Source organism: Algoriphagus kandeliae (assembly GCF_004571135.1).
Classification (GTDB): domain Bacteria; phylum Bacteroidota; class Bacteroidia; order Cytophagales; family Cyclobacteriaceae; genus Algoriphagus; species Algoriphagus kandeliae.
In genome coordinates, this window is sequence record NZ_SPSB01000001.1 from 63,127 (window position 1) to 78,296 (window position 15,170).

At 41.1% G+C, this 15,170-nt stretch carries 15 protein-coding genes; 5 read left to right on the forward strand and 10 right to left on the reverse strand.

The features are described from left to right. Positions 1-31: 31 nt before the first annotated feature. Positions 32-325: a winged helix-turn-helix domain-containing protein gene (locus E4S40_RS00285; RefSeq protein ID WP_237563094.1), complete on the reverse strand. Its 294-nt coding sequence runs from the start codon at positions 323-325 to the stop codon at positions 32-34. 1 nt (position 326) lies between these two features. Then, the gene (locus E4S40_RS00290; protein WP_202615315.1) at positions 327-941 is read right to left on the reverse strand and encodes a hypothetical protein; all 615 of its coding nucleotides are present in this window, start codon (positions 939-941) and stop codon (positions 327-329) included. 187 nt (positions 942-1,128) lie between these two features. Between E4S40_RS00290 and E4S40_RS00295 the strand changes: the two genes are divergently transcribed. Next, positions 1,129-1,788 carry a hypothetical protein gene (locus E4S40_RS00295; RefSeq protein WP_135069145.1) on the forward strand — a complete coding sequence of 220 codons (660 nt, stop codon included), beginning with the start codon at positions 1,129-1,131 and terminating at the stop codon, positions 1,786-1,788. Between the two features lie 39 nt (positions 1,789-1,827). Here the strand turns inward: E4S40_RS00295 and E4S40_RS00300 are convergent, their stop codons facing one another. Continuing rightward, on the reverse strand, positions 1,828-3,021 hold the full coding sequence (locus E4S40_RS00300) for an esterase (protein ID WP_135069148.1): 1,194 nt from the start codon (positions 3,019-3,021) through the stop codon (positions 1,828-1,830). 273 nt (positions 3,022-3,294) lie between these two features. Between E4S40_RS00300 and E4S40_RS00305 the strand changes: the two genes are divergently transcribed. Next, positions 3,295-4,674, forward strand: coding sequence for an amidohydrolase family protein (locus E4S40_RS00305; protein WP_135069150.1), 1,380 nt, complete (start codon positions 3,295-3,297; stop codon positions 4,672-4,674). Here E4S40_RS00305 and E4S40_RS00310 read toward each other — a convergent pair. Next, positions 4,668-5,696, reverse strand: coding sequence for a nucleoside hydrolase (locus E4S40_RS00310; protein WP_135069153.1), 1,029 nt, complete (start codon positions 5,694-5,696; stop codon positions 4,668-4,670). The genes E4S40_RS00305 and E4S40_RS00310 overlap by 7 nt on opposite strands. Positions 5,697-5,785: 89 nt before the next feature. Here E4S40_RS00310 and E4S40_RS00315 point away from each other — a divergent pair, with 89 nt between their 5' ends. Both E4S40_RS00315 and E4S40_RS00320 read left to right on the forward strand, forming a co-directional pair. Continuing rightward, on the forward strand, positions 5,786-6,634 hold the full coding sequence (locus tag E4S40_RS00315) for a carbon-nitrogen hydrolase (RefSeq protein WP_135071454.1): 849 nt from the start codon (positions 5,786-5,788) through the stop codon (positions 6,632-6,634). Between the two features lie 3 nt (positions 6,635-6,637). Continuing rightward, positions 6,638-7,714 (forward strand): agmatine deiminase family protein, encoded by a 1,077-nt coding sequence (locus tag E4S40_RS00320; protein WP_135069156.1) that lies wholly within the window; start codon positions 6,638-6,640, stop codon positions 7,712-7,714. Between the two features lie 105 nt (positions 7,715-7,819). On the opposite strand, the gene E4S40_RS00325 is transcribed toward E4S40_RS00320, so the two are convergent. From E4S40_RS00325 to E4S40_RS00335, 3 genes are all read right to left on the reverse strand, one after another. Next, on the reverse strand, positions 7,820-8,509 hold the full coding sequence (locus E4S40_RS00325; RefSeq protein ID WP_135069158.1) for an ABC transporter ATP-binding protein: 690 nt from the start codon (positions 8,507-8,509) through the stop codon (positions 7,820-7,822). Beyond that, a complete protein-coding gene (locus E4S40_RS00330; protein WP_135069161.1) occupies positions 8,506-9,762 on the reverse strand; it encodes an ABC transporter permease in 1,257 nt (418 codons plus the stop codon). The genes E4S40_RS00325 and E4S40_RS00330 overlap by 4 nt, the downstream gene beginning before the upstream one ends. Before the next feature lie 79 nt (positions 9,763-9,841). After that, entirely contained in the window at positions 9,842-10,930 is a 1,089-nt protein-coding gene (locus E4S40_RS00335) for an efflux RND transporter periplasmic adaptor subunit (RefSeq protein ID WP_135069164.1), read from the reverse strand. A 130-nt stretch (positions 10,931-11,060) separates the two neighbouring features. Between E4S40_RS00335 and E4S40_RS00340 the strand changes: the two genes are divergently transcribed. After that, positions 11,061-11,948 carry an alpha/beta hydrolase gene (locus E4S40_RS00340; RefSeq protein WP_135069167.1) on the forward strand — a complete coding sequence of 296 codons (888 nt, stop codon included), beginning with the start codon at positions 11,061-11,063 and terminating at the stop codon, positions 11,946-11,948. Here E4S40_RS00340 and E4S40_RS00345 read toward each other — a convergent pair. The 3 genes from E4S40_RS00345 to priA form a co-directional block, all read right to left on the reverse strand. Continuing rightward, positions 11,894-12,316, reverse strand: a complete 423-nt coding sequence (locus tag E4S40_RS00345) for a type II toxin-antitoxin system VapC family toxin (RefSeq protein ID WP_135069170.1) — start codon at positions 12,314-12,316, stop codon at positions 11,894-11,896. The two genes, E4S40_RS00340 and E4S40_RS00345, sit on opposite strands and share 55 nt — an antisense overlap. Then, positions 12,300-12,572 carry a DUF6364 family protein gene (locus E4S40_RS00350; RefSeq protein WP_135069173.1) on the reverse strand — a complete coding sequence of 91 codons (273 nt, stop codon included), beginning with the start codon at positions 12,570-12,572 and terminating at the stop codon, positions 12,300-12,302. Before E4S40_RS00350 ends, E4S40_RS00345 begins: the two co-directional genes overlap by 17 nt. Before the next feature lie 75 nt (positions 12,573-12,647). Then, positions 12,648-15,167 (reverse strand): replication restart helicase PriA, encoded by a 2,520-nt coding sequence (gene priA, locus E4S40_RS00355; RefSeq protein WP_262710578.1) that lies wholly within the window; start codon positions 15,165-15,167, stop codon positions 12,648-12,650. Positions 15,168-15,170: the final 3 nt, after the last annotated feature.

A 15,170-nucleotide genomic window follows, 5' to 3' on the forward strand; every position in this document is an offset into this window, starting at 1 on the left:
TTTGATTTTCAAAGTGAATGATTAAATTTTTTTAGCTTTTATTGGATTTGATCAAATTTTCAAGGAATTCAAGATGGGCTTCAAAAGCCTTTTTGCCATCCTTGGTGGCTTGATAATTGGTTTGGGGTTTTCGACCCACAAAGGTTTTTTCTATCTGGATATATCCTTGATTTTCCAGATTCCGAAGATGAGATGCTAAATTCCCATCTGTCACCTCCAGGATTTCCTTGAAGGAATTAAAGTCATATTGCTCATTAGCCATCAAGATGGACATAATGCGCAATCGGACTATATTCTCAAAGGCCTTATCGTATTCTCCCTTCACCTTATCGATCGTATCTGTAATACATCATGGAGCCGTAGATTACATGTAGCAATCCAAAGCCCAAAGCCCAACATATCAATCCAAAATCAGGGAAAAAGGCAGCCAAAATCCCTAATACTAATTGTCCAATTCCCAAATTCCTGATTTCTCCTAGGGTGAAATGCGAAGCGCTGATTAAGCCTAGTCCATAGAAAGTCAAAGTAGCAGGGGCGAGGAATTCATAGGCACTTTTGTGAATTAAAGCGAAGGAGAAAAACCCTCCGGCAATAACTGGAATGAATAGTGCAAGAAGAAACCGTTTGCTGGCTGGAGACCAAAATTTCTGTGATTTCTTTTGGCTTTTGCTTTGGCTAAGCAGGTAGGCTGTTCCAATGGCCAGAAACAAAACCAATATAGCCACTACCAGTAATTTGCTTTGTAAATCCGCTGTGGAGTTTATTTCTGAATCAAACCCTAATCCAGAGCTTGGATAATAAACCCAATACCAGGCAATTCCGGCTCCTAGAAACGCATAGATTCCTGCCAAAACTCCAGAAAGCCCACTAAGTGAAATGAAGCGTGTACTTCGCTCCATCATGGACTTGATTTCGGCTAATTCATTTTCAGGATTTCTCATTTTAAAAGTACTTTGTGATGCAAAGTAAATGAATGATTTTGAATTTCCACTCATTTACTTTTAAGATTTTTGAAAAATTTTGATTGGGACTTATTGGCTAAATACACTAATCAAAATAAGGCATTTGCCGTATAGCTACTTTTAATCTCTTAGATGATTTTTGGAATGAAACTAAACACTATCAAAAATGAAAAAATATCTTTTTAAATGGATTTTGCTTTTAACTTCTGGGTTCTTGTTGGTCTCTTGCACTGATGGAGAAGATTTGGAACCTGATGATCAGCAGCAGCTGACAAATGATCTAAATTTCCCATTCACGCTTTCAGGAGATGAAAGTAGCTATGTCATGGAAATAGATGGGGTGGAGGTGAGTAATTATGCTGAAATTCTTAATACGCTCAATGTAGATAAGTCCATTTCAGTTAATTTTTGGGGACCAAGTAATGACTTCAATTTCGGAGGATTTAATTGGATCCCTTTAGGTACAGGAACCTACGAAGCTGGTCATGATCTAGGTCCTGGAAATGGTACTTTTGGAAATAATCTTTTTATGGTTGCATTTGTGAAAAAAGATGGAGTAAAGTATCACGCTTACTCCGCTCATGAATATGGCTTTCTGGAAGAAGAGCGGATTCCTGGTTCTTCTGCTACCGTAAAAATCATCACCTTCGAAGGAAAACAGACAACCTACAGTTTTTTGAATGGTACTTTCAGTCAATTCATTGGAACTGTTGAGGGCCAATTTGCAGGAACATTCAAAACCAAGGATGGAAAAGAAGTTAAAGTGACTAAAGGACAATTTAGAATTGTCCAAAAACTGCCTCCAGGCGCAGTTCCTGTAGACTAAACGAAAAAAACCTTCAGTCTGACTGAAGGTTTTTTTGTGCTATTGAAAAAGCCTTGGAGCGAATTGGCTTAGATAAACTCTCCAGTTTCTCCAAGTGTGTCCGCCTTCACTTTCTACATATTCATAAGGCATTCCCATGGCATCGAGTCTAGCTCTGTATTCTTTATTGGCATCGTACAAGAAGTCTGTTTTTCCAATTGCTATCCAATAAAGCTTGTAGCCATTATCCATTTGCTTTTTTAGGGTTTCGTCAAAATTGCTGTAAACCTTACCCGTTGCATCTTCACGAGGCATTATTGCTGCAGAAAATAATCCGACATAGTCAAATGTGTTCGGATAGTAACGGGAAATATGCAAAGTATGGAAGCCACCCATAGAAAGTCCAGCAATAGCACGATCAGCCTTATCAGCTTTTACACGATAGTTGCCTTCTACAAATTTGATAATATCCTCGAAAGCTCCTTCGTAGGTTCCGTCCATGGTTTTTGGAACCATAAATTGAGGTTTGTAGAAGCCCATGCTTCCTTCTCCCGGAGCACCATCTTGGATCACATTTCCGTTCGGCATTCCCACGATCATTGGCTTCGCCTTCCCTTCTGCGATTAGATTATCCATAATCTGTGCTGTACGACCTAGCGAAATCCAAGCTTCTTCATCTCCCCCTGCTCCATGTAATAAGTATAAAACAGGATATTTTTCATTGGAAGTTTCGTAGCCCGGTGGGGTGTAAATGGTAATTCTACGATCCATTCCCAAGCCAGGAGAATCATACCAGCGCCTTGCAATAGTACCGTGAGGAATATCATTGGTTTTGTAGAGTTCGGCTTGACCTCCTCCAATGATGAAGATATTCGTGCTTGAAGCCACATCCCGAATCAAAAATGGATTGTTTGGATCAGTGGTTCTGAAGCCATCAATGATGAAGGAGTAATTATACAATTCCGGATTCAGCACCTCGGAAATATAAGTCCAGACTCCTTGCTCGTTTTTGGTCATTTCAACTTTGCCTGGGCCGTCCATTTCACCCATCGGAGTTTTCATTTTTACAGTAGGTAAAAAATCTCCGGTGATCTCGACTTTTTCGGCATCGGGTGCCATTAGTCGAAAAGTGACGGTGTTGTTCTCATGGACTTCAGGAGATATAATCTGCTGTCCTCCAAATAAAGCTTCCTGTGAAAAGCCTAAAAGACTGAACGACAGGAAGAAAAATGCGGATAGAAGTTGTTTCTTCATGTTAAAAGGGTTCTATTGTGTCAATTTGTGAAAATAGAAAAATGGAATTTGAAAACCTAGAGAAATAATACAAAGCCCGGGTTTTAGAGGTCTAAGTGTATGTTTAAGATCGTTGGCCAAGCTCATTAAAACAGTTTCTTATCAGGGGAGAATCAGGTTGGTTTTTTTTTCTTGGTTGAAAATTGCTTTGAAAGTCAACGGATTACTAATTCAATTTCAATTTTATAAAAGTGTATATTGAAGAGAAATCAACTCATTTTTATCTTTTCTCTTATGGTAAAAAATATACTTCTCTCACTTTTGCTTTTACTGGTAGGAATCCCGGCTTTTTCCCAATATCAAATCATTACCGGAGGTTGGGTATATGATACCGATACAAAAAGCTTCAAAAAGAATTCGGCCATCTATTTGGTCAATGGGAAGTTTGGAACAGGAAGTGAAAAGGTGATGAACTGGGACGTAAAAAAGCTATCGGATGATGATTATATTCTTCCAGGTTTGATTGATCTGCATGCTCACTATCGGGTAAGTTTTGATGGGAAGGCTTACGATGATACGGTTGCTATGCCGAAGATTTTTCTGGCCAACGGGGTGACAAGTACTTTTCCAGCTGGAGAAATTGAGCCAGAGAAAATGTGGGATTTGCAGAAAAAAATTGATGCTGGCCAAATTCCAGGACCGAGGATTCTTCACTCAGGGCCCTATTTTGGAACGGCTGCTCCGGATTGGAATCCTGAAATTTCCGATTCTGAAATACGTCAACGTGTGGATTATTGGGCGAAAAGGGGAGCTTATGGTTTCAAAGCCAAGGGAATTACAAGTGAACAATTGAAAGTTCTGATTGATCAGGCGCATAAGAATGATTTAACTGTGACCGGCCATTTGAATTCAGGTTACAGAAATTCGGTCAATCCTCAGGAAGCTATCCAAATGGGAATCGACCGGGTAGAGCATTTTCTGGGAGGGAGATTGCTTGCTGATTCCATTGATGCGTATCAAAGCTTGAAAAATCTAGATCCAGCAGACCCTTTACTGGATGAAATTATTCAGCTTTATATTGATAAGGGGGTATATTTCGATGCAACGTTGGCTACTTATGGTGCGATCGGAATGATTGATTCCCCTATCTTTTTTGATTTTGCCATTGAAAATGAATATTTCACAGATTTCACCAAGGACATCATCAAATCAAAAAACACTCCCTCTGCATTCAGCGAACTTTGCGCCTTGATCTATCCTGTCAAGCAGGGAACTTTGAAGCGGTATTACGAGGCAGGTGGTTTGATTACGGTTGGTACTGACAGGCCCTTATTATTGGATAATTATCTAGGCGGAGGGATTGGTGGCTTTTTTATTCATCGAGAATTGGCTGCCATGGTTGAGATCGGGATTCCTCCGGGCGAAGTCATCTATTTAGCTACCCAGCAAAATGCAGAAGCCTTAGGAATTGCAGATAAAGCAGGAAGAATAAGCCCCGGAAAATGGGCTGATATGATGATCATCCGCGGAAATCCTATCGAAGATATCAATCGAACACGAAGCGTTCACACCGTTGTAAAAGGCGGGAAATTTTATTCCTCCCATGATTTGAAAAATGCTGCTAAAGGGAAGTTGGGGCCTTCGGTTGAAGAAGTTCCGGATGAAATTCAGTGAAAAGCCCGCTCAAAGGATTCCCAAAAATCCTTCTCCATTTTATCAGTATTAATCCTGGTATGAATTTTTACTATTCTTCTGGTATTCTCCTCAGGAGTCCAGAATTCTTCCACGTTGCTCCATTCCGGGTGGATTAAGGCTTCTACAATGGCTACATCCCACATAGTCCAACGCTCTTTCCCGGGATCTTCCTTTGTCCACCAACGGGTGTATCTTTCCCATCGATTGATCAAATAATCTCCCAATTCGGATTTCCCTCTAAGCTGCTGATCAACCTTTTCCTTTTCAAAAACCAAATGCTGACTGGTTGTGGCAGACATAATGGTCAAGTCCAAATCAGGCGTATCAAAAAGTACATTGACCGCTAGGGTATCGTTCCCAGAATTGAATTCCTTCTTATTGAAGTTGTTGGTTTCTGGATCATGCCAGATACCCAAGTAATGAACCTTGATTTTCGGAATGATACTGGGTTCTTGAAGGATGGCCGAAGCCACGTTGGTACAGCTTCCAAGAATAACCAGATTCAACTTCTCATCTCCTTCCATTTTGAGAGCCTGCTCAATAATAAAATCGGATGCAGGAGATCGCTGAGGTTCGGAGGCTGATTTTAAGGGTACGTTTGAACCTATGGGGAGCGGAATTTCTTGTCGCTTTGCTAGCTCCACTAAGCGTTCATTGATTTCTTGACTTTCTTTTACTGTAGAATCACTCGCTAATGGAGAAATATGGAATTGGGCTGAAGTAACCGCTTTGATATCCAATTTCTCATCCGCTAAAGCCCTTGCTAAGGCAAAAAGATCATCCACCTCATTGGCAGTGTCTGCATCGATGATTACCGGGATTTTTTCTTCCTGAGAAAAGGGGAAAGAGAAAGTGGATTCTAGAAATGTCAAAAAAGAGAAAAGGAAAAGCAAAGTCATAAATGGGGTGATAGTCGGTTTTGGACCCAAAACTACAAAAGAGAATTCAGTCCAGTCAACAGTTGAAATTCCTATCTGGCTTAAATTATTTCCATTCTTCAATCCCTATTTGTCAATCCCCACCATCCACGGTATCTTTGTTCCTTCATTCTAACGTTTAAGCCGTGGCAAATAAAACCGTCAAAGTAGGTATGGTCCAACTCAGTTGCTCTGGGAATGTGGCCGAAAACATGGAGAAAACTATTGCAGGTATCCGTACTGCTGCTCAAAAAGGGGCACAGGTGGTAGTTTTGCAGGAACTTTTTAGATCCCTCTATTTCTGCGATGTGGAGGATTATGAAAACTTCAAATTAGCGGAAGCCATTCCTGGTCCTTCTACAGATACTTTAGGCGCTTTGGCTAAAGAGTTGGGAGTGGTAATCGTAGCTTCCCTTTTTGAAAAACGAGCTGAGGGTTTATATCACAATACCACAGCTGTTTTGGATGCAGATGGAAGCTATTTGGGCAAGTACCGAAAAATGCATATTCCGGATGATCCTGGGTATTATGAGAAGTTTTATTTCACCCCAGGCGATTTAGGATATAAAGTGTTCCCAACAAAGTTCGGAAAAATAGGTGTGTTGATTTGCTGGGATCAGTGGTATCCGGAAGCAGCAAGAATTACGGCTTTGAAAGGTGCGGACTTTTTGGTGTATCCTACGGCCATCGGCTGGCATAAGGATCAAGACGAATTGACCAACGAGGAACAATATGGAGCTTGGCAGACTATCCAAAGATCTCATGCAGTAGCCAATGGGATACCAGTAGTTTCCGTAAACCGTACCGGTGTGGAAGGTGAAATGCAGTTTTGGGGAGGGTCTTTTGTGGCCAATCCATTCGGGAGAGTGGTTTACAAAGCCCCACATCTTGAAGAAGAAGTTCACGTTGAAGAATTGGATTTGACAGGTTCGGATCGTTATAGAACTCACTGGCCTTTTCTACGAGATCGAAGAATTGATTCCTACGATCCTATCACCAAGCGTTTCCTTGACGAAGACTAATTGATGGAAGATTTATTTGAATTGGCAAAAAGTGGGGAAGTAACCCCTGCTGAACTGGGTTATTATTTTCCTGCTGAATTTGCTCCACAAGATTCCATGTGGTTGAGTTGGCCGCATAAGGAGGAGTCATGGCCTGGAAAAATCGAAAAGATTTTTGCTCCCTATTCCCAATTTGTAAAAGCAGTGGCTAATGCTCAAAAAGTCAATATTAATGTAGGAAGCGAGGAGATGAAAGACTTTGCTACCAAGCATTTGGAAGCAGCTGGAGCCAATTTAAAAAATGTAAGTTTTCATCAATTTCCTACCAATGATGCTTGGTGTAGAGATCATGGCCCTGCCTTTTTGATCAATCCAAAAGCCGAGCAGAAAAAGGTTATTGTCAAGTGGAATTATAATGCTTGGGGTGATAAATATCCTCCTTATGATCTGGATAATCAGATTCCGATCCGCATTGCTGAATATTTGGGGATTCCTTATTTCAAGCCTGGGATTATTATGGAAGGAGGCTCAGTTGAGTTCAATGGAAAAGGTACGCTACTGACCTCGACCGCTTGCTTGCTCAATAAAAACCGAAATCCACATCTCAATCAATCTCAGATTGAGAAATACCTCTGTGATTACTATGGAGTTCAAAATATTTTATGGTTAGCGGATGGGATTATTGGAGACGATACGGATGGGCATATTGATGACATTACCCGCTTTGTGAATGAAGATACTGTGGTGACTGTGGTGGAGGAAAATAAGTCTGACGAAAACCACGAAATCCTTGCCGAAAATCTGGAATTTCTCAAAAAAATGCGCCTTGAAAACGGCAAGCAACTCAACATTGTGGAGCTTCCCATGCCTTCTCCGGTAATCTGGGAAGATCAGCGACTTCCGGCTTCTTATGCCAATTTTTATATTGGTAATGAAGTGGTAGTAGTTCCAACATTCAGAGATAAAAACGACCAAAAGGCCCTGGACATCCTTGCTGATTGCTTCAAAGGAAGAAAAGTAATCGGAATTGACTCCACAGATATCATTTGGGGACTCGGTTCTTTCCATTGTCTGAGTCAGCAGGAACCGGCGGTAAAGTAGGCAGGGTTCAGTAAACAGTAAGCAGAATTCATTAAACAGTAAGCAGTGTGCAATGGTCAACGTTTTTTAGGCTTTGACCCAAAAAAACTGCCTACTGAAAACTGCCTACTGCCTAATCACTCTCCCATCCTCCATTTCAATAATCCGATCAGTTCCCTCAGCAAATTCTTGATCGTGGGTTACCACAAGCATGGTTTGCTTGAATTCTTGGGCGAGCTCCTTAAACTTATTGAAGACAATATCAGAGTTTTTCTTATCCAAATTTCCCGTAGGCTCATCTCCCATGATCAGCAAAGGGTCATTGATCAAGGCTCGGGCGATGGCTACCCGCTGTTTTTGACCTCCTGAAAGTTGATTGGCCTTTTTCAGCGCATGCTCTTCCATTTCAAAAATCCGAAGTTTTTCCATCGCTCGATATTCCAATTCCTCTCTAGAATATTTTCCCAATTTTAGGCCTGGAATCATGATGTTTTCCAGTACCGAAAATTCATTCAAGAGGTAATGAAACTGGAAGACAAAGCCGATTTTTTCGTTTCGGAGATGTGCAAGGTAATTTCTAGGCTTGCCAGTAATTAATTCTCCGTCTAGATGGAGCTTGCCTTGATAATCGGTATCCATGGTTGAGAGAATATAGAGAAGGGTAGATTTACCACACCCGGATTTTCCTACTACCGAGACAAATTCCCCCTGTTTCACCTCAAAACTTATCTTTTTGAGAACCTGAGTTTTGGTGGGGTTGAAGAAAAATTTATCAATCCCTTCTGCTTGTAATGCCGTTGGATGATGATTTTTCATTTTCCTCGAATAATGTCTACTGGATCCACACCACTTGCTTTTCTGGCAGGGAAAAATCCCGCCAAATAGGTTGTAATTAAACTGAAGCTTGCTCCTATAAAATAGTACTTGGGATTATAGTCCACCGGGAATGTCTTGATGGTGGGCAAAGCTTCTGTCTCAAAAGGAATCTGATCTATTCCCAAGCAGGCAAAATACCCAAATACCAATCCTATTCCACCACCAATCACGCCTATCGAAAGAGCAATGGTAATGAAAATCCGATTTACGTCCGAACCGTTAAATCCAATTGCCTTTAAAATGGCGATGGTATCCAGTTTTTCATAAATCATCATATTGAGGATGTTGTAGATTCCAAAGCCGGAAACAACCAAGAGGGTAATCCCAACCGCATAGCTGATTAATGTTCGGATATTGGTACCGGTTTCAAATTGGGCATTTACAGTTTGGATATCATCTGCATCAATATTGTAAATCTTTTCAAGTTCCCGAGCCATGGAAGGAGCCAAGTCCAAATTGTGAAGCTTAACCTGAATATCCGTTACATAGGAAGGCGGTTCGCCAAGCATTTTTTGTACCGTACCAATGGAAGCAAAGCTATTACTGTTATCATAATCGCCTAGCCCTGACTGATAATAACCGACGACCCTTACCTGCATCTTATTTCCTTGTGCTGTGGTAATTTGAATCACGTCACCTATCCCTGTCAGCATTCGGTCGGCAAGGCCTTTCCCCAAAATAATGGTATTGGTCTGATTCAATTCTTCATAATTACCCGCCGTGACATAATCAGTAAAGGCAAAAAGCTGCGCTTCTTTTTCCACATCTATCCCGCTTACAATTCCTGTCAAATCAATCGTGCCAACATTGAAAAATACCTGCGCAGAAACTTTTGGGCTTACACCCAAAACCCTGGAGTCATTCTCTAAATTTTGGATGATTTGTTCTGAATTATAAATCGCTAGACGACTGGTGCTGGGCTTGATTGATCGGATAATATTCCAGGTGTTTTGGAATTCGTCGGTAATGTCAACCGGTTGATTGGGATTTGGCTTGATTTCGTTGTAAAAGCGGATATGAGGTGTTCTATTTAGGACCAACCCATCCAACATAGAGTTCAATCCATTCATAAATCCCAGCAAAGTCACAAACATGGTAATACTGAACATCACCCCAGTAGCTGCAACTGCCGTTTGCTTGAACCGGGCTAGCATGAGGGCTTTGGACAACTCAAAAATCAAAGACCATTTCATCTTTATGGGATTTGCTTTTTAATGGTCAATAGGCTCAAACCATGATTAGATATATTCCAGCTTTTCTTCATCCTTGGGTTCACGGTTTGATCAATTGTTGGTCTTGGCTCAATCCTTCCAGGATTTGGGCGAATTCAAAATTTTTCAATCCCACCTTTACAGCAATGGTGTCGCCCTCTTCCAAAATCACTTTTTCATCATTCAAGAGGTAGTTCCTCGGAATTACCAACGCATTTTCAACTTGAGCTGTGATGATGTTTGCTTCCAAGCTCAAGTTGGGGTAAAGGACAGGGGGAGATTTGGTGAATACAGCTTCCACCGTGAAGCTTTTGGACTGCGTATCCATCAACGGATAGATTTTCGTGACCTTTCCTTCAAAAGTCTGATCGACGTAACTATCCATTCGAATAATGACACGCTGGTCCAAGGCTATTTTTGAAATGTCATATTCATCAATCAACAGCTCCATGATGAAGTCTTTTTCATCACCCAATACGGCCACGACCGTTTGTGGTCCCACCATTTCGCCTTGCTCTTTGGGAAGTGCATAGACCTTTCCATGAATCTTACTTTTTACCACAAATTCACTTTCCAAAACGCGGCTGATTGCAAGACTTTTCGATGCGGATTTTGAATTGTATTCGATTTGACGCTTTAGGTCTCCGTATTGGATCACCGCCGATTCGTAATTGGTCTTGGAGTTTTCGAATGCTAGTCTGCGCTGTTCCAATTCGACCTCTGTTCCGATATTTTGCTCCCAAAGCTTCTGTTGTCTTGCGTAAAGAAGCGAGTCATTTTGAAGCTTGCTTTTTGCCAAGTCTATGGCAAGTTGAAGTTCCCGTAATTTGGATTGATTTTCTTGATAATCGGCAAAAGCTTGGGCCAGTTCAGCATTTTCCCGGGAAAGCCGCTCCCGTTCGTTATATACAGCCAAAATAGGATCTCCTTCATCTACAAAATCGCCTTCCTTCACGAAAATTTCCTGAATGGGTCCTGTTCCAATTGCATAGGCTTCATATTGATTGACGGCTTTTATATTGCCTGATGCATACACTGATTCAGTGATAGACTGAAATTGGGGACTGATGGCAGTTTCTTCGGAATTGCTACAGGAATAAAAAGCAAAGCCTAGAAAAAATCCCAAGATGAAATGGATTCTGTAGTTCATGTTCTGGAAAGAATCAATGATCAAATAAAAACCTATGTGATTGGTTTTTTTATGATAATTGTCAACTTAGCAACAATAATTTCCCCAAACAAAGAATCCGACTCCAAGTTATTTTTTCAATTCTGTGATTATGAAAAACTATTTATTGATCCTCCTTCTCTTTTTGGAATCCTGCGCATTTCGATCTGTGGTACGGGATAAAGAGATTCCTTATATCGAGTCCGAGAATTCTTGGGGTTTACCTCAAAAAGAGTTGAATGTTTTTTCTCCCAAAAAAGCCAATAACCTACCGGTTTTGATTTTTATTCATGGTGGAAGTTGGAATAAAGGTCGAAAGGAGATTTACGACTTTTTGGGAAATCGAATGGCTCGAAGAGAAGTGGTGACCGTCATTATTGACTATCCACTTGCACCTGCATACCATGTCGACAAAATGGAGCAGGCTGTGCTTTTAGCTGTGAAATGGGTGGAGGAAAATATATCAGAATATGGAGGAGATCCCAATCAGATTTTCATTTCCGGACATTCGGCAGGAGGTCATTTAGCGGCATTGGCAGCAGTAAAAAATGAATCATGGCAGGCGATGAATTTATCCAATCCATTGAAGGGAGCCATTTTGAACGATCCGGCTGGTTTGGATTGGTATTGGTTTTTAGAGCAAATGCGTGACCGACCTAATGGAACTGACAATTACGATGCATTTACCGATAATCCGGAGGTTTGGAAAGCTTATTCCCCTATTTATTTTTTGGAAGGAAATGAAATACCTATGCTTCTGATGGAAGGAGAAAAAACCTATCCTGGAATTCGTTTGACAGTTGAGCGATTCCGAAAGGAAGCTGATGAAAAAGGAACTGATTTAACTTATTCCTTTTATTCTAAAACCAAACATATTCCGATGATTACCCAGTATTTCTGGACTTGGAAAAAGGGCTACGATGATGTTTTGGATTTTATCCAATCTCAGTCTGATGGAAGCTTACGTGAAAGTTCCTCAGGAGTCAGTACAGGTAAGTAATTATTGGATAATTTGAGGAAATCCTTGTCAGAGGTGACTATGGCTTCGATTTGATGATATTTGCAAATGGAATAATGGATACTGTCTTCGATATCCAAATGATCTAATTCTAAGGCATTAATTACATCCAATTTATCTCCATCAAGAAAATCAAAGATTTGGCAACAAACCCTAGCGATGCCTTTTGTCGTTTCGTAATCTTTCGCCTGTGCTAAATAATAGATACAGGTTTGAATTACACTGATACTTATAAACCCTTGGATTTGACCGCCCTCTAACTTTTCAAAAAGTTGATTGATTAAGGGCTGGATTGGGCTTCTTTCCAAGAAAAAATCCAAAATCACATTTACATCAAAGAAGATCTTCATAGCCTAATTTCTTTGCTTTAGCTTTGTAGTATTCTTCCTTCCAATCAAAATCTTCAGGAAACTCAATTTTGGATTTTGGTAGCGACCGCATATACTCCACGAGGGACATTCCTTCAGGAAGTCCGGTTTTTCGGCTGACTAGCTTTTCGAAATGCTCTTCTACCAAACTTGAAATGCTGGTTTCCTCTTTGGCTGCATACTGCTTGATTTTCTCAAGTAGCTTTTCATCGATGGTAATGTTTAAGCGCTTCTTCATGTCATGCGTATTTTTCTCTAATTATACGCATAATTAACTATTCATGCAAAAAGTTCAAAATCAATAAGTTGTGGCTCAACTTGGATCCACATCAATTATCCACCGGACGGATCGAAACTCTGAACGAGCCTGCAGTTCTTCCAAGATTTCTGCTAGCCTTTTTTTAAATTCCTGTTGGGTGGCACCGGAACGGTCTAGTTTGATCAAACTCTCAAATTGGTATTGGTTTTTGATTCGCCCAATCAAGGCTCTTTCGGGTCCTAGAACAATCTTTTTCACAGCAATTTGAGCCATTTCCCGGTGCAAGGCTATAGCAGCTTTTTCTGCAGTTTTGAAATCAGCGTGGCGCGTGGTGATTTTGATTAGTTTGACGAAGGGAGGATAATAGAACTGCTTTCTTTCAGCCATTTCTACCCGGAAAAAATTCTTATAATCTCCTGCTATGACCTTGGCGTAAATGTCTTGTTCTGGATTTCGGGTTTGGATTACGACTTGGCCTTTTACAGATCGTCTTCCTGCTCTTCCTGCCACTTGGGTAATTTGCTGAAAAGCACGCTCTCCAGCTCTGAAATCAGGGAAATTCAGAATCCGATCTCCATCCCAAATACCAACCACTGTCACTCTTCCAAAATCCAGCCCTTTGGTAATCATTTGAGTCCCTACCAAAATATCGATCTGACCGGAGCCAAACTCGTCTAAAATCCGCTGGTACCCATACTTATTTCTAGTCGTATCCAGATCCATTCTTCCTAATCTTGCTTCAGGGAAAAGCAAACTCAAGGATTCCTCGATACGCTCTGTTCCCATTCCTTTGGTAGAAAGTTGGGTGCTACCGCAAGCAGGGCAAGAGGTTGGCACTTTTTCCTTGTAGCCGCAATAATGACATCGCAATTCCTCAGAAAACTGATGGTATGTCAAGCTAACGTCACATTGTACGCATTCTGCCGTCCAACCGCAATCTTCACATTGAACATAGGGAGAATAGCCTCTCCGGTTTTGATAGATTAGAATTTGCTCATTTTTATCAAGCGCTTCCTGAATCTTCTCTCGCAAAAGCCTAGTCGAATCTACCTTGAGTAAGTTCTTCCTTCGATCAGCCCCTAAATCAGCCAAATAAAACTCTGGTAACTGAGCATCTCCAAAGCGCTGATGTAGTTCAACGTGTCCATATTTTCCTTGTTGGGCATTAAAATAGGATTCAAAAGAAGGAGTAGCGGACCCTAAAAGAGTTTTTGCCTGATGAAAATATCCCAGCATAATGGCAGCATCCCGGGCATGGAACCGTGGCGCTGGATCAAATTGCTTATAGCTGGATTCATGTTCTTCATCCACGATGATCAACCCTAGCGAATCAAAAGGTAGAAATAGGGATGAGCGCACACCCACCACAAAAGAGAATCGCCCACTCAAAACCCCATTCCAAACTTCTACACGTTCATTATCTGAGTATTTGGAGTGATAGACGCCCATTTGCGAACCAAATACTTCCTGAAGCCGACTTACAATTTGAGTAGTCAAAGCTATTTCAGGAAGTAAAAGCAAGACCTGAGAGCCGCTTTCCAAAACTTCCTGAATGAGCCGAATGTAGATTTCAGTTTTTCCACTTCCCGTAATTCCATGAAGTAAGACCGTCTGCTTTTCCTCAAATTGAGACTTGATGGAATCTACAGCTTCTTGTTGTATAGGGGAAAGTTCAGAGGCAGTCCGCTCGGGTTGTATTTCTTCCAATCGATTGACCACAACCTTGAAGGACTCGAACACACCATTTTTGATTAATGTTTTCAAGGAACTTTCAGAATCCCCTTCCTCCAATAAGGTGCTTTTATCCAGTCCTTTTTCGTTCAATTCCGGTTTTTGGAAAACAGGGACATCCCGTAGGTATTTTAGTAGAATGGACTCCTGTTTTACTTTTCCGCTAAGTTGGGCGAAGAGCTCCTCAAGGGCTTCTTTGTTGTGAGCCAAATCAGAGCGAAGCCGGATTCTGGTTTCAATTTTAGGAGAATATTTTTCCTGAACCTTTTCAAAAATTAAAATCGCCTCTTTGGTAACCAAACTTTTGAGAATGGGGTGAATGGTTTTGATCCCCAACACTTTCTCGCAGTCATCATAGCTCAGCTCGGATTGATTTTCCAAGGCATCCAAAATCTTTTCTTCCCTCTCATCCAGTGGATAAGGGCTATTTTCTTTATCAAAATTTGGGTTGACTTGAATTCGTGATTCGCTTGATAATCGGAGCCCTGAGGGAAGTGCGGCATGCATGACTTCACCAATGTGACAGCAGTAATACTCCGCCATCCAAGCCCAAAATCGAATTTGAAGTGGGTTGACTGAAGGCTGATGGTCCAATACCTCCAAAATTGGTTTTGCTTCATAAGCTTGTGGAGGCTTGTTGTGGACCTTTCCGATAATTCCGGTAAGAATTTTTTTTCGGCCAAACTGGACAATTACCCGTGCCCCAATTTGAATTTCCGAATACAGGTTTCTTGGGATTTTATAGGTGAACATTCGGGGAATGGGCACCGGTAAAATCACATCTGCAAAAGAAAATTCAGGTTGGCTTTCAGGTAATTCTTTTTCTTCAAAAAGGCTCAGCACAGA

What these genes read in the sequence shown, in the direction of transcription:
- E4S40_RS00335 (WP_135069164.1), bottom strand. Translation starts at nt 10,930, where the DNA reads ATGAACTACAGAATCCATTTCATCTTGGGATTTTTTCTAGGCTTTGCT.
- E4S40_RS00340 (WP_135069167.1), top strand. Translation starts at nt 11,061, where the DNA reads ATGAAAAACTATTTATTGATCCTCCTTCTCTTTTTGGAATCCTGCGCA.
- E4S40_RS00350 (WP_135069173.1), bottom strand. Translation starts at nt 12,572, where the DNA reads ATGAAGAAGCGCTTAAACATTACCATCGATGAAAAGCTACTTGAGAAA.
- E4S40_RS00325 (WP_135069158.1), bottom strand. Translation starts at nt 8,509, where the DNA reads ATGAAAAATCATCATCCAACGGCATTACAAGCAGAAGGGATTGATAAA.
- E4S40_RS00315 (WP_135071454.1), top strand. Translation starts at nt 5,786, where the DNA reads ATGGTCCAACTCAGTTGCTCTGGGAATGTGGCCGAAAACATGGAGAAA.
- E4S40_RS00305 (WP_135069150.1), top strand. Translation starts at nt 3,295, where the DNA reads ATGGTAAAAAATATACTTCTCTCACTTTTGCTTTTACTGGTAGGAATC.
- E4S40_RS00330 (WP_135069161.1), bottom strand. Translation starts at nt 9,762, where the DNA reads ATGAAATGGTCTTTGATTTTTGAGTTGTCCAAAGCCCTCATGCTAGCC.
- E4S40_RS00290 (WP_202615315.1), bottom strand. Translation starts at nt 941, where the DNA reads ATGAGAAATCCTGAAAATGAATTAGCCGAAATCAAGTCCATGATGGAG.
- E4S40_RS00295 (WP_135069145.1), top strand. Translation starts at nt 1,129, where the DNA reads ATGAAAAAATATCTTTTTAAATGGATTTTGCTTTTAACTTCTGGGTTC.
- E4S40_RS00320 (WP_135069156.1), top strand. Translation starts at nt 6,638, where the DNA reads ATGGAAGATTTATTTGAATTGGCAAAAAGTGGGGAAGTAACCCCTGCT.
- E4S40_RS00345 (WP_135069170.1), bottom strand. Translation starts at nt 12,316, where the DNA reads ATGAAGATCTTCTTTGATGTAAATGTGATTTTGGATTTTTTCTTGGAA.
- E4S40_RS00300 (WP_135069148.1), bottom strand. Translation starts at nt 3,021, where the DNA reads ATGAAGAAACAACTTCTATCCGCATTTTTCTTCCTGTCGTTCAGTCTT.